At 49.0% G+C, this 13,623-nt stretch carries 12 protein-coding genes; 8 read left to right on the top strand and 4 right to left on the bottom strand.

Annotated features, from left to right (window positions below):
- Nucleotides 1-2: 2 nt before the first annotated feature.
- The 6 genes from AC6R0R_RS02235 (at nucleotide 3) to AC6R0R_RS02210 (ending at nucleotide 5,073) form a co-directional block, all read left to right on the top strand.
- The gene (locus AC6R0R_RS02235) at nucleotides 3-1,280 is read left to right on the top strand and encodes a cytosine deaminase (RefSeq protein WP_500625550.1); all 1,278 of its coding nucleotides are present in this window, start codon (nucleotides 3-5) and stop codon (nucleotides 1,278-1,280) included.
- Between the two features lie 94 nt (nucleotides 1,281-1,374).
- The gene (locus AC6R0R_RS02230) at nucleotides 1,375-1,827 is read left to right on the top strand and encodes a dCMP deaminase family protein (RefSeq protein ID WP_334551540.1); all 453 of its coding nucleotides are present in this window, start codon (nucleotides 1,375-1,377) and stop codon (nucleotides 1,825-1,827) included.
- A 474-nt stretch (nucleotides 1,828-2,301) separates the two neighbouring features.
- Complete coding sequence (locus AC6R0R_RS02225; RefSeq protein WP_500625549.1) at nucleotides 2,302-3,744, top strand: glyceraldehyde-3-phosphate dehydrogenase; 1,443 nt, start codon at nucleotides 2,302-2,304, stop codon at nucleotides 3,742-3,744.
- A 131-nt stretch (nucleotides 3,745-3,875) separates the two neighbouring features.
- The gene (locus AC6R0R_RS02220) at nucleotides 3,876-4,082 is read left to right on the top strand and encodes a hypothetical protein (protein ID WP_500625548.1); all 207 of its coding nucleotides are present in this window, start codon (nucleotides 3,876-3,878) and stop codon (nucleotides 4,080-4,082) included.
- A 75-nt stretch (nucleotides 4,083-4,157) separates the two neighbouring features.
- A complete protein-coding gene (locus AC6R0R_RS02215) occupies nucleotides 4,158-4,643 on the top strand; it encodes an acyl-CoA thioesterase (RefSeq protein ID WP_487901632.1) in 486 nt (161 codons plus the stop codon).
- 151 nt (nucleotides 4,644-4,794) lie between these two features.
- Nucleotides 4,795-5,073, top strand: a complete 279-nt coding sequence (locus AC6R0R_RS02210; protein ID WP_500625569.1) for a hypothetical protein — start codon at nucleotides 4,795-4,797, stop codon at nucleotides 5,071-5,073.
- A gap of 336 nt (nucleotides 5,074-5,409) precedes the next feature.
- Here AC6R0R_RS02210 and malG read toward each other — a convergent pair whose 3' ends face one another.
- The 3 genes from malG to malE form a co-directional block, all read right to left on the bottom strand.
- The gene (malG, locus tag AC6R0R_RS02205; protein ID WP_334551530.1) at nucleotides 5,410-6,300 is read right to left on the bottom strand and encodes a maltose ABC transporter permease MalG; all 891 of its coding nucleotides are present in this window, start codon (nucleotides 6,298-6,300) and stop codon (nucleotides 5,410-5,412) included.
- Nucleotides 6,301-6,311: 11 nt separating this feature from the next.
- Nucleotides 6,312-7,886, bottom strand: coding sequence for a maltose ABC transporter permease MalF (malF, locus tag AC6R0R_RS02200; RefSeq protein WP_500625547.1), 1,575 nt, complete (start codon nucleotides 7,884-7,886; stop codon nucleotides 6,312-6,314).
- Between the two features lie 73 nt (nucleotides 7,887-7,959).
- Nucleotides 7,960-9,141: a maltose/maltodextrin ABC transporter substrate-binding protein MalE gene (malE, locus tag AC6R0R_RS02195; protein ID WP_334551527.1), complete on the bottom strand. Its 1,182-nt coding sequence runs from the start codon at nucleotides 9,139-9,141 to the stop codon at nucleotides 7,960-7,962.
- Between the two features lie 649 nt (nucleotides 9,142-9,790).
- Here malE and malK point away from each other — a divergent pair.
- A complete protein-coding gene (gene malK / locus AC6R0R_RS02190) occupies nucleotides 9,791-10,915 on the top strand; it encodes a maltose/maltodextrin ABC transporter ATP-binding protein MalK (RefSeq protein ID WP_500625546.1) in 1,125 nt (374 codons plus the stop codon).
- A gap of 186 nt (nucleotides 10,916-11,101) precedes the next feature.
- Complete coding sequence (locus AC6R0R_RS02185) at nucleotides 11,102-12,637, top strand: GGDEF domain-containing protein (protein WP_500625545.1); 1,536 nt, start codon at nucleotides 11,102-11,104, stop codon at nucleotides 12,635-12,637.
- 52 nt (nucleotides 12,638-12,689) lie between these two features.
- On the opposite strand, the gene AC6R0R_RS02180 is transcribed toward AC6R0R_RS02185, so the two are convergent.
- Nucleotides 12,690-13,547 carry a phosphate ABC transporter substrate-binding protein gene (locus AC6R0R_RS02180; protein WP_500625544.1) on the bottom strand — a complete coding sequence of 286 codons (858 nt, stop codon included), beginning with the start codon at nucleotides 13,545-13,547 and terminating at the stop codon, nucleotides 12,690-12,692.
- Nucleotides 13,548-13,623: the final 76 nt, after the last annotated feature.

Here is a 13,623-nt window from a genome sequence, read left to right as displayed (position 1 = left end):
GCATGCCATCGCTACTGATCAAAAACGTCACGCTTGAGGCGCAAAGCGGCCTTAAACAGATTCTTATTGAAGATGGACACATTTCGTCCATCACCGATGCGAACTCCCCTATCAACTTTGAGGGGGAAACGCTGGATGGACAAGGGGCGATGGCCGTCGCACCCTTTTGCGAACCACACATTCACCTAGACACAACTCAAACGGCTGGTGAACCGAGCTGGAATATCTCGGGCACGCTATTTGAGGGCATCGAGCGCTGGGCAGAACGCAAGCAGCTGCTCTCTATTGAGGATGTAAAGCAGCGTGCCAAACAGACGTTAAAGTGGCAGATTGCAAACGGTGTGCAGCATGTGCGTACTCACGTGGATGTCTCTGATCCGACTCTGGTTGCGCTAAAAGCAATGATTGAAGTGCGTGAAGAGATGCGACCTTGGGTAGATATCCAAATCGTCGCCTTTCCACAAGAAGGCATCCTCTCCTACCCTAATGGTAAAGCACTGCTTGAAGAAGCAGTCAAACTAGGCGCCGATGTGATTGGTGCCATCCCGCACTTTGAGTTTACGCGCGAGTATGGTGTCGAATCGCTGCATTACGTCTTCGAGCTAGCACAACAATACGACCGTCTGATTGATGTGCACTGTGATGAAATTGATGATGAGCAATCACGCTTCGTCGAAACCGTAGCCGCATTGGCTCACAAGTTCGATATGGGGCACAAGGTCACCGCAAGCCACACGACGGCAATGGGTTCATACAATGGCGCTTACGCGTCACGACTGTTCCGACTGCTACGCATGTCGGGCATCAATTTTGTCGCTAACCCGCTGGTCAACATTCACCTTCAAGGTCGATTTGACGACTACCCCAAACGCCGTGGCGTCACACGCGTGAAAGAGATGTTAGCCGCAAACATTAACGTCTGTTTTGGCCACGATGATGTGTTTGACCCTTGGTACCCACTTGGCACCGCCAACATGTTGCAAGTGCTGCACATGGGGCTGCATGTGTGCCAAGTGATGGGTTACGATCAAATCAACCAGTCACTGGCTCTGATTAGCCACCACTCCGCGCGTACCCTCAACATCACAGAGTGTTACGGGATTGAAGTGGGCAAACCGGGCAACCTGCTGCTGCTTGAAGCAGAAAACGGCTTCGATGCGGTCAGACGTCAAGTTCCAGTGCGTTATTCGATTCGTGGCGGCAAAGTGATCGCTGAGACTCAACCCGCGACCACGCATATTCACCTCGAGGAGCGTGAAGCGGTCGATTTCACCCGTTAACGATAGGATTGGCTAGGTGGGGCTGGACTAATGGCGTCGAAACAAGGATATTAGTCAGCAACCCTATCCATCTAATTTGTTTGAGGAAACTTTGATGATATCTAAGTGGGCGCAACGTTTTTACCAAATGGCAGAATTGGTTGGCTCTTGGAGTAAAGATCCTTCGACTCAGGTCGGCGCCGTCATTACAAAACAGAACCGCATCGTTTCTGTCGGCTTTAATGGCTATCCACATGGCATTTCCGACAGTGCCAATACGGATGACAGAGACATGAAGTATCTAAAGACGCTGCATGCCGAAGAAAATGCCATTTTGTTTGCTAAGCGAGATTTAGATGGCTGCGAGATCTGGGTGACTCACTTTCCGTGCCCAAACTGTGCAGCGAAGATCATTCAGACTGGTATCTCATCGGTGCACTGCCCAGAGCAAACTGAGGATTTTCTCTCTCGCTGGGGAGACAAGATCAAAGTCAGCCAAGACATGTTTTTACAAGCGGGTGTGAAAGTGAACTGGTTGCCGCTCGATGATCTGATCCCAAGACCATAAACTTTTCTCTCCCATTTTATCCCCAAAACGGAGCCCACAGCGCTCCGTTTTTTCATTCTTACTCATCGACACTCAAAGACTTCACGCCCCCACTCGCGTTCGACCTTGGTTTACCACTTTAAGATCGCGTTTTGTTTACCAAATCTGTAGATTCCATGAGTCAAAACGCATTCCTTATGTACCTTATAGGCAAGATTGCAACAATGACGTGTCACAAGTATTTTTTGTCGCGAATTAACTGCGCTCTTCATTTTTTGTCAATAGGCACTTCTACTGATTCTTAACGTGATCAACCTCTGCAATATCGACGATAGCTAGTGATAACCACCGACATTATTTTTACTAGCAGAATAAGATATTAGCCATTACAATCCTGCCGCATAAAAATTACAAAATAGTTACAACCCTATCGCTGTATTGAGCACCCCAACTGAATACAGCATCAGCCCTAAAACGTGAAAGGTCCCCTAAACCATGAGTCCAGAACATCACCTTCTAGACTGGCAGAAAAGCCAAACGAATGCTCAAACGATCTCCCCTTTACTCAGCCAACTTTACCGACAAAAAGGCGTTGAAGTGCTGCTGTTTGGCAAAACACTGGTCAACGCCGCCACCATCGACATCATCAAAGCGCATCGGCTCGCTCGTCACTACACCGGAAAGCCGCTGAGCACAGAGCAAACCCTGCCTCTGATTCAGGCGCTCTCAACCATGGCGCTGTCACCATGTCGTATTGATGTCGGCCAACTCGCCCACCAATTTTGGCAAGGCCGCGATGATGCCCACGGCGTCAGTGACTTTTTGCACACGGCACTGGTCGGTGCGATGAATGGCAACACGGTGCCGACACCTCGCGATGTGGTGTTGTATGGTTTTGGTCGAATTGGACGACTTCTAAGCCGCTTGTTGGTCGAAAAATCCGGCCCGGGTTATCCATTACGTTTGCGCGCAGTGGTCGTACGTGGCGGAAAGCAGGGTGATTTAGCCAAGCGCGCGAGTCTACTACGACGCGACTCTGTTCATGGCCAATTTAATGGCAGCATCATTGTCGATGAAGAGCGCAAAGCGCTGATTGTGAACGGCAACTACATTCAATTCATCTATGCCAACCAACCTCAAGATGTCGATTACAGCGCTTACGGTATTCAAAATGCGTTAGTGGTCGACAATACGGGCGTGTGGCGCGACGCCGAAGGCTTGAGCCAACATTTGGCCTGCCCGGGTGCGAGCAAGGTGCTGCTGACCGCTCCAGGCAAAGGTGAAATCAAAAACATCGTCTTTGGTGTGAATCACGATGAAATCAAAGCGAATGACACCATAGTCTCTGCAGCCAGTTGCACGACCAATGCGATTACGCCGGCGCTCAAAGCGGTCAATGACCAGTACGGCATTCTGTCTGGCCATATCGAAACCGTGCATTCTTTTACCAATGACCAAAACTTGATTGATAATTTCCACTCAGGCGAACGTCGTGGTCGCAGCGCGTCGCTAAATATGGTTCTAACGTCAACCGGTGCGGCTAAAGCGGTCGCTAAAGCCCTACCTGAATTGGCGGGCAAGCTCACGGGCAATGCCATTCGCGTTCCGACTCCGAACGTCTCGATGGCAGTCGCGAACCTCAACTTGGTCCAAGGCACCGACAAAGCGTCACTCAACGCGTATCTTCGTGATGCCGCGTTGAACTCAAGCCTGTCTGCCCAGATGGACTATACGGATTCCACCGAAGTCGTCTCGAGTGATTTGGTCGGTTCACGTTTTGCTGGTGTCGTCGATGGCGCAGCTACCATTGCGCAAGACAACCGCTGCGTGCTCTACATTTGGTATGACAATGAGTTTGGCTATAGCTGCCAGGTTGTCCACTGTATGGAACAAATGATGGGCGTTCGCTATCCCACGTTCCCACAAAGCCGCGCTTGATCTCAATTCAACTCCACAACAATAATAATCCCCCCCGAATTGCCGCTGCATCAATGCAGCGGCCTTTTTCATTCATCTTTCATTCATACCGCCTTCAGTACGATAGACTCTCACATTAAGAGGAGTCCTATATGGCACGCGCAATCACCGCTATCTTCGCTCTGTTTGTTGGCATGTTTACTTTGATAATGAGCCTTATCCTTGCTATTCCGTTGACCATCGCTGCGATTTTCGCTGGCAAACGACTTCAGCGTTCAGCAGCATTTTCACGCACTGAACCATCCGCCAATAAAAGCGGCAACACGATTGAAGGTGACTATGAAGAGGTCCAGCGCTAGTTAAGTTTGCACCTCGACCAAAAAGTGTGCTAACTCTATACCCTGCTTGCTCAAGATAATAAAAAGGAAGAGTTTATGAGCCATGGGAAAAGGGACATTACACTGCGTTTTCTGGCCGAGCCGGGTGACGTCAATTTTGGCGGTAAGGTCCACGGCGGCGCAGTCATGAAGTGGATAGATTTAGCGGCCTACGCCAATGCCGCCGCATGGAGCGGTAAGTACTGCATTACTGCCTACGCGGGCGGAATTCGTTTTGTAGCGCCAATCCATGTTGGCAACTTGGTCGAAGTAAGTGCCAAAGTGATCTACACCGGCACCTCATCGATGCACATCGCCATTGACGTGCAAGCCAGCGATCCTAAAGAGATGAAAAATCGCCTCACCACACACTGCATTGTCATCATGGTCGCGGTCGACGAGCATGGAAAGCCCTCACCTGTCCCTGAGTGGATTCCCGAGACTGCCGATGATATTAAACTGCGTGACTCAGCGATCCGCTTAATGAACATGCGTAAAGAAATCGGCGAAGAGATGGAAGCGCACGTCAAATACCTCAAATAGACACTCAAATCTGGGAGAGGTATTCCACCTTTCCCTGCCTTATCACCGCAATGACATCATACTGTCATCATTCCTTCATCTAGTTTTGGTTAAATCCGCAAACGTTTTCATCGCTTGGATGGGAACCCACACGCCTATGGCTAGGCTTATGATGACAATCCGCCAAGATCGGAAGGAAACCCCATTGAACGTCAGTGAAACCACGCTCAGTGAATCGACCATTTCAGACCCACGCGCAGTAGAGTACCAATGGGTACGGACGCTGTATGTGGAAGGGTATAACCCACAAGAGATAAACCACTACATCCGCACCTGCTTTGGCGGTGATGACGTGTTTGCCGATCTGTTTCGCAAAGTCGCGCTCTCTCAAGAAAGCGTCTATGTGCTGTTGCAATACGTCGGCTGCGCCCCTTCAAACCGAGAGTTCTAGAGCCACTTCTCAGCGCCATGTAACTACTGGCGCACCTTTCAGATAAATATGCTCCGTTGCTCGCAGTGATTCTCAACACTACTATGCGGGATATAATCGGTCGCTATACTGCCTCTAACCTATTCATTTATCTTGAATTTGTCCTATAAAAAAACCCGAACAAGTTCGGGTTTTGGTTACAAAAACTGTTAGAAGTAAAAATAGTAAGGAATCTTGCTAACAGCCAGCTATGCGTAACGCCAGGACTGCTCTTCGCTTAACGGATCGGCGGCCAAACCAAGAATGTTAAGTGAAGAAACAAAATGGGCGACCTCGCGGTCGCCCTTATCGTTCTTATTAGCCTTTCACACCACCGGCGGTTAATCCTCCGACCAACCAGCGCTGCGCAAGTAAGAATACGATGGTTATTGGTAATGCGGACAACACTGCTGCCGCGGCAAAATCACCCCAGAGGTAGTTTTGCGGGTAGAGATATTGCTGCATACCAACCGCTAACGTGTAAGAGTTTACATCAGAAAGTAGTAACGACGCCACCGGAACTTCACCCACAACCATGATAAACGAGAGGATGAACACCACCGCAAGAATCGGCACAGACAATGGCAGTAGAACCAATCGGAACGCTTGCCATGGCGTTGCACCGTCAAGCGCTGCCGCTTCTTCTAGCGAGCCATCAATGGTTTCAAAGTAGCCTTTGATGGTCCAAACATGCAGTGCGATACCACCGAGGTAAGAGAAGATCAAACCACCGTGAGTATTCAAGCCCAAGAATGGGATGTACTGGCCGAGCTTATCAAACAGAGCGTAGAGTGCCACCAGCGCCAAAACGGCTGGGAACATTTGGAAGATCATCATCGCTTTCAAGATGGTGTTCTTACCTTTGAACTTCATTCGGGCAAAGGCGTACGCCGAAGTAGTCGATAAACACACAATCAAAATAGATGAAATGCCCGCCACTTTGACCGAGTTCCACAGCCAGGTTAACACTGGGAACGGTGGTGGTGTCACGCTACCATCTGCGTTGGTGACCGAGAAACCCAGTGCGAGTTTCCAGTGCTCCAAAGATGGATTATCTGGAATAATGCTACCCGTTGCGAAGTTACCTTCACGGAATGAGATGGCAACGATCATCAACAGCGGGAAGATAATTAGCGATAGGAACGCCCACATTGCAATGTGTGTTGCCCAAACGCGGTATTTTAATGACTTACCTTGTACCATAGCCATAATGAGCCTCCTTAATCTTGAGCAACTTTCGTGACACGTAGGTTGAGTAGCGCAAGTGCACCCACCAATAGGAAAATAAGCGTCGCGATGGCACTCGCCAGACCGAAGTCTTGACCGCCTGCACCTTCAAACGCGATGCGGTACGTGTAGTTCACCAGTAGGTCGGTGTAACCCGCCGGCTCGGAGGTACCAATCATGTTTGGACCACCTTGCGTCAACAGCTGAATCAATACAAAGTTATTGAAGTTAAACGCAAAACTTGCGATGAGCAGCGGTGTCAACGGCTTGATCATCAGTGGCAGGGTAATCTTGGTAAAGTTCGAGATGAAATTGGAACCATCAATCGCAGACGCTTCGTAAAGATCGTCTGGAATCGCTTTCAATAGACCCATACACAAGATCATCATGTAAGGGAAACCAAGCCAGGTGTTGACGATAAGAATCATCATCTTCGCCATAATCGGGTCTGAGAACCAAGATGGGCTGATGCCGAAGAAGGCTTCCAGAACCATGTTCACTTCACCAAAGCTTTGGTTAAACAAACCTTTGAAAATCAGGATAGAGATAAACGCAGGCACCGCATAAGGCAAGATAAGCAGCACACGGTAAATCGCGCGGCCTCGCAATGCTTCCCACTGAACAATGCTGGCGAGGATCAAGCCGATGATGACGGTTAAGCCCACGCTGACCGCTGAGAAGACAACCGTCCAGATGAAAATACTGATAAACGGTTCTTTGATGCCGTCGTCTTTCCAGACACGCTCAAAGTTGTCAGTCCCTATGGTGACGATAAAGCCCGGCGAGACAGTGTTACCGATAAACTGCCCCTGCTCATCCACCGGCTGATAGAAGCCGACATCCATGTTCGGGCGTAGCATTTCACCAGTACGGTTGTTGTACAGCGCCTCGCCATCCTCTTGCAGGGTGTAAAGAGGAACCACGGCAGCAAACTTACGTAAACCGCTCATGCGGATGTCTTCACCGCTCGGTAAATGCAAGTCTAAGCCATTGAGCACCGGGCGGTTTTGAATAATGGTTTTGATCGCTTCAGGTTCGCCATCCACATTGGTGGCAGGCGTGAGATCCATATCTGTTGTGGTTACATTGGCCAGATCAAACTCTTGCGTCACGAGCAGCTGTTCGCCATCTTCAATCGCGATTTTATGCCCAGTTCCCGTATTGTAGAGAGAGAAAGAGTAGCTCTGACCACTTTGGTAGGTTCGATCAAGCAGAACCGTTTGCGCACGGTCGAAGGACAATTGGTTTTTCGCACTGTAGTTTGTGAATGCAAGACCGATTGTGTACGCCAAAGGAAAAAGAATGAAAAGGATCATCCCCGCGATACCCGGATAGATATAGCGGTGGGCGTAGGTCTTTTTACTACCAAAGATAAACAGAGCGAGCGCGGTAAGAATAACTGTGAGCAGCGCAAACGCCATCTCACCTCGGGAATACATTAGAATAGTTGCGTATCCGTTAACGATACCGACACTGCCTAGCAACGCCCATTTGATGAATACGTTTTTACTTGTAGGCAAGCTCGTTGTGGGTGATGCCATGGCATCTGTACCTTGAACTGACTGCATATGAGAACCTGCTAGCGATAAACAAAAAAGAGAAATGAAGGAGGGGTTACCCCCTCCTCAAAAGGTCGAACAATTACTTAGTCATTTGTTTCTCTGCGTCTGCAAGTGCTGCATCCACAGTTTGACGGCCATCAACAATGTTGATGATCGCATTTTTCGCGCTGCCCCAGAAAGCGTTCATCTGAGGGATGTTTGGCATGATTTCGCCGTTCATTGCGTTGTCCATTGTAGCTGCAATGCGTTGGTCAGAATCAAGCTCACGTTGGAATGAGTTCAACGCTACCGCGCCCAGTGGCTTGTCATCGTTCACTTTACGTAGACCATCGTTGGTCAGTAAGTAGTTTTCAATGAACTCAACCGCAAGGTCTTTGTTTGGTGACGCTGTGCTGATACCTGCAGTCAATACACCCACGAATGGCTTAGACGATTGACCTTGGAATTTAGGTAGTGTGGCTACGCCGTAGTTGATGCCTGACTTCTCAACGTTACCCCATGCCCAAGGACCGTTGATGGTCATCGCAACATTACCTTGGTTAAACGCAGACTCAGACACAGAGTAATCCATATCAGAAGAGATCACGCCTTTGTCGACTAGGCCTTTAACAAAGTTCATCGCATCTTTTACGCCTTCGTTCGCGATACCCGCGTCTTTCACGTCGTAACCCGCTGAACCGTATTTGAATGCGTAACCGCCATCAGCCGCCATAAGTGGCCATGTGAAGTACGGTTCTTTTAGATTCCACATGATCGCTTTCTTGCCGTTTTTCTTCAGCTCAGCGTCTAGTGCTTCTACTTCTTCCCACGTTTTTGGTGGGTTAGGAACCAAATCTTTGTTGTAGATAAGAGACAATGACTCAACGGCGATTGGGTAACCGATAAGTTTACCGTCGTACTTCACTGCATCCCACGCGAAATCAACGATGCCGTCTTTGATTGCTTGAGAAGGCTTGATTTCAGCAAGAAGACCCGCTTCTGCGTAACCACCAAAGCGGTCGTGCGCCCAAAACACAATATCAGGGCCATCGCCAGTAGAAGCCGTTTGAGGGAACTTGTCTTGCAGTGCATCTGGGTGAGCGACGGTCACCTTGATACCCGTATCCTCTTCAAACTTTTTACCAACTTCAGCAAGTCCGTTATAACCTTTATCGCCGTTGATCCAGATGGTAAGTTGACCTTCTTCGATAGCAGCACTTGCACCGAATGAGCCAAGAGCAACAAGAGTACCGAGTGCTACTGCGCTTAGGGCGTTTTTCATGTTCATATCCTTTTTATATTTGTGTTGTAGGGCGTCACCAGAGGATTCGCCGTATTTCGACATATATTTTTAGCCATCGTGACAAGTAACTCATCCTCCTGCTCCCTACGCCCTCCGTATTATGGCCTATTTTCGTGATCACCATCGACGAAGGTTGGCGACCCAAATCACAAAACCAATCAGTAATGTGATCAGATTCATGCTTACCGCAAGCAATAATTTGAACTCGATCTCGCTACGCCTTTTCCTCCCCCCTAAGCCTCCTCCCCCTCTACTCCCCCTACAATTAATTGTGTCGGGAGGATGTCGGCGTGATCGGTTTCTCGCAAACTACAGACATCCAAGAGTGGATGGTAAGAACCCTTTCCAGCGACGTGTTTTTACGCAATAGCTGGTTGCAATGCCGCAGGGTTTGCTGTGATGGTGCAAGCACGTGATTGTTCAGGAAACTGATTTGATACGGGGGAGACGCTTGTTTCACACGGGGGAAGCAAACCTTAATTGGCTTGATGGGTGATGTGAGCGACTCCGTCACCCATTTTTTCTTACACTCAAGTTCACCTTACCTGAATTCCTACTATTATTGCTTGCCAGATAATTCATATAATGTTGAGCAGTAAAACAAAAATATTGATCGAGGACGAGCTAGATGGCGAGTGTCACGTTAAAAAATGTATGTAAAGCTTACGGTGACGTACTTATTTCAAAGAACGTTGATTTGGAAATCCAAGAGGGCGAGTTTGTTGTCTTCGTGGGTCCATCAGGTTGTGGTAAATCCACCTTATTGCGTTGTATCGCCGGTTTAGAAGACATCACCTCCGGTGATCTGTACATCGGTGATGAGCGAATGAACGAGGTTGAGCCTTCTAAGCGCGGCGTGGGCATGGTATTCCAGTCTTACGCGCTCTACCCACACTTAAACCTTTACGACAACATGTCTTTTGGTCTCAAGCTGGCAAAAGCGAACAAAGCAGAAATTGACAAGCGCGTCGAGCACGCAGCAGAAATCCTGCAATTGAGCCACCTATTAGAGCGACAACCGAAAGCGCTTTCCGGCGGTCAGCGCCAACGTGTGGCTATTGGTCGTACGCTGGTCTCTCAGCCTAACGTGTTCTTGCTTGATGAACCTCTGTCTAACCTTGATGCCGCGCTGCGTGTTCAGATGCGCTCTGAGATTACCAAGCTGCAACGTAAGCTTGGCTGCACCATGATCTATGTAACTCACGACCAAGTCGAAGCGATGACCATGGCCGACAAGATTGTGGTCCTTGATGGTGGCTATGTATCGCAAGTCGGTCAACCACTTGAGCTTTACCACTACCCACAAAACCGTTTTGTCGCAGGCTTTATCGGCTCACCAAAAATGAACTTCATGAGCGTCTTTATCGAAGAAGTGGAAAAAGAGCGCGTGATGGTTCAACTAGCGAACGGCACCACATTCTGGATTCCAGTCGATGGTACAACCGTCAATCGAGGTGAGCGTATGTCACTAGGGGTTCGCCCTGAGCACTTGTTGCCTGCCGGTGAGGGTGACGCCGTGATTGAAGGTGAAATCAACATCGTTGAGAAACTGGGTAACGAAACCCAAGTCTACATGCACATCGACGCTGCGGATGCGGACATGATTTACCGTCAACCAGACACATTGGATGTTGATCCAGGTGATACCATTGCGGTTGGCATCCCTGCACATCGCTGCCATCTGTTCCACAGTGATGGCCGAGCCTGTCGCCGTCTTCACCAAGAAGCGGGCGTAGCGCTCCCTAGCGCTTAAAACCGAGATACCGTTTATTGTCCTTCTGCCCAGCCTTCATCGCTGGGCTTTTTTATGCCTACCTCACAGCTTCTAACCCATTAATCTACAATATTGCAAATAATTTCATATATTATTAGTGTGGGTATTATACTTACTGGGTTGTATGACTATACTGTTCAATAGTTGGCTAGTGAGAAGAATAAAATGGAAAAGCAAGTTTCCGACATCCGTCGGACTCTGTTGTGTATCATCGCGATAGCAATGGGGCTAAACCTATTGTTGGTCGCTTATGTCACCACGCAATACGGCGCACTCAAACGTGTTGAAACTCTGGTGGTCGAGCAGACGCCTCAGCATTTCGATATGGCCCGTAAGCTCACTGAGATAGAGAGCAGCATTGGTTACCTAGGTTTCATCCACCACTTTAAAAACTACGTCCTCAGACGCGATGACAGCTACTATCACGCGGCTATAGCCAGTTACGAGCAATCACATCAATTGCTCAGTGAACTAGCGCAGATGCAAACTACCAATGACTTCTCAACCGAAATTCAGATCCTCTCCAACACTTTAAATGAATACAAAGCCAACCTTGAACTCGCCCGCTCGCTACCCTACACCCTAACCAGTGCGGAAGTGGATGAGATCGTCGCGGTGAATGATATCGCAGCGGCGACCGCACTAAAATCAATGCAAGACTCACTGGAACCTCACTTAGCCAAAACTGCTGTCGAGGCAGAGAAGGATGTCTATCAATCCATTCGCTACACGTTAGCCTTCAACATGCTGATGATCCCCATCATATTGGGCGCAAGCTTGTATATCTTTAAGACTTCTCGACGCTCGTATCGTTTGGCTCATGAACTCAATGCGATCTTTGATGTGTCGCCTGATGGAATGCTCTACATTGAAGACAACGGCCAAATCCTCTACGCCAACAAGAAGGCTTGCCAGCTGTTTCAATACAGTTTTGAAGAGCTCACCCAGCGTAAAGTCGAAGATTTAGTTTCGCCCGAGCTAAGAGAGAAACACCAGCAATACCGTATAGACTTTATGAACAAAGCGAAACATCGCCGCATGGAGCAGCACCGCTCAAACATTCAGGGGATGTCCAAGACGGGCAAGCAGTTGGATTTGGCAGTGGCGATTGCCTCTGGCAGTGACATTAACCAGAACCGAGCCGTGTGTATCGTCCGAGACTTGCAACCAACGCTCGACCTCAAGCAGCGCGCCGAAAAAGATCACCTCACTCAACTCTACAACCGCAGTGTGATGGACGATATGTTGCGCAAAGAGCTACAAAGAAGTCACCGCACTTGCGACCCTCTCTCCGTGTTTCTGATTGATTTGGATAATTTCAAAGCGGTCAACGACCACAAGGGGCATGGGGTGGGCGATCAAGTCCTCAGACAAACCGCGCAATTTCTTCTCAATCATACTCGCGCCTATGACCATGTAGGCCGCTGGGGTGGCGATGAGTTTATTGTCCTTTGCCCGAACTTAACGCCGGCAGACGGTAAGCACTACGCTGAGAGACTACGTGACGCGTTTAACCAGCTTGAGTTCAGTCAGCACCATGACATTACGCTGAGTATCGGTATTGTCACGTCCGATGAGCAGACCCATTACAACTCGAAAAACCTGTTTACCGCAGCGGACAACGCGCTCTACCGTTCCAAAAACGAGGGCAAAAATCGCGTCTACCACATAGAAGATGCCGCGGGTTGGCTGGCAAAATGACAAACGAAAGGCGCCTAGTGGCGCCTTTCATCTTATATACCCTAGCTGCGTTTTACTCGCTATCGCGCGGCTCTATCGGTTCTTGAGACTTATCCACTGCCACATAGCCGTACTCTTCAATGCGTTTTTTCGCCGCGCTGCTGGTGAGATAGTCGACAAAGGCTTGGCTCTCGTCATCAATCGATTCCGTCTTGTACAAAATGATGAAAGGACGAGCCAGCTCATATTGGCCACTGGCAATATTGTCGTTGTTGGATTCAGTGCCTTCAAACTGAATCGCTTTGACCGAGTTATCAATCGATCCCGTCGAAATAAAACCAATCGCCTGTTTATTGTGGTTAACGATCGTTTTCACCATGCTGTTGCTGTTCACCACCAAGTTGTTCGGGCTGATATCAGACACCAAGCGGCCTTTGATCACTTTGGTAAGGCCAAGGAGACTTTCAAAACTGTAACGCGAACCTGACGAATCTTCTCGGGTCACCACTGCAATGCGTTGATCCGGGCCACCGACTTCTTTCCAGTTGGTGATCTTGCCTTTGTAGATATCAAACAACTGATCGCGCGTGACGTTTTTCACTGGGTTCGCTTGGTTGACCACAACCGCTAAGCCGTCATAGGCGATGGTTAATACAGACAACGACGCGTCGAGCTCACTTTCCGTCAAATAGCGCGAACTCATCCCCAAATCGGCCACGCCTTTTTTCACTAGCGTGATCCCAGCGGTCGAACCGACACCTTGCACCGCAATGTAAGTCTCGGGGTGGGCTTTGTTGTAATCCTCTGCCAAAACATCCATGACACGCGCGACAGAAGTCGAGCCAGAAATATTGACCTCAGCAGACCAGGCAGAAAAGGCAGAAAAGGCCACGACTGTTGACATCAAAGTGGTCAACGCAATGCGAAACATAACTTTCTCCAAACAATTAGGCAGATAACAGCCGCTATCATATTTCGATAAGATGACAATTTTGTGAAAATCGATT

This window comes from Vibrio sp. R12-SW3-ISO1 (assembly GCF_059834005.1).
The sequence above is the reverse complement of the archived record's forward strand: the minus strand, read 5'-3'. Positions and strand labels throughout refer to the sequence as shown.

Coding starts and splice junctions, on each gene's coding strand:
- AC6R0R_RS02235 (WP_500625550.1), top strand. CDS start 3: ATGCCATCGCTACTGATCAAAAACGTCACGCTTGAGGCGCAAAGCGGC.
- AC6R0R_RS02230 (WP_334551540.1), top strand. CDS start 1,375: ATGATATCTAAGTGGGCGCAACGTTTTTACCAAATGGCAGAATTGGTT.
- AC6R0R_RS02225 (WP_500625549.1), top strand. CDS start 2,302: ATGAGTCCAGAACATCACCTTCTAGACTGGCAGAAAAGCCAAACGAAT.
- AC6R0R_RS02220 (WP_500625548.1), top strand. CDS start 3,876: ATGGCACGCGCAATCACCGCTATCTTCGCTCTGTTTGTTGGCATGTTT.
- AC6R0R_RS02215 (WP_487901632.1), top strand. CDS start 4,158: ATGAGCCATGGGAAAAGGGACATTACACTGCGTTTTCTGGCCGAGCCG.
- AC6R0R_RS02210 (WP_500625569.1), top strand. CDS start 4,795: ATGACAATCCGCCAAGATCGGAAGGAAACCCCATTGAACGTCAGTGAA.
- malG (WP_334551530.1), bottom strand. CDS start 6,300: ATGGCTATGGTACAAGGTAAGTCATTAAAATACCGCGTTTGGGCAACA.
- malF (WP_500625547.1), bottom strand. CDS start 7,886: ATGCAGTCAGTTCAAGGTACAGATGCCATGGCATCACCCACAACGAGC.
- malE (WP_334551527.1), bottom strand. CDS start 9,141: ATGAAAAACGCCCTAAGCGCAGTAGCACTCGGTACTCTTGTTGCTCTT.
- malK (WP_500625546.1), top strand. CDS start 9,791: ATGGCGAGTGTCACGTTAAAAAATGTATGTAAAGCTTACGGTGACGTA.
- AC6R0R_RS02185 (WP_500625545.1), top strand. CDS start 11,102: ATGGAAAAGCAAGTTTCCGACATCCGTCGGACTCTGTTGTGTATCATC.
- AC6R0R_RS02180 (WP_500625544.1), bottom strand. CDS start 13,547: ATGTTTCGCATTGCGTTGACCACTTTGATGTCAACAGTCGTGGCCTTT.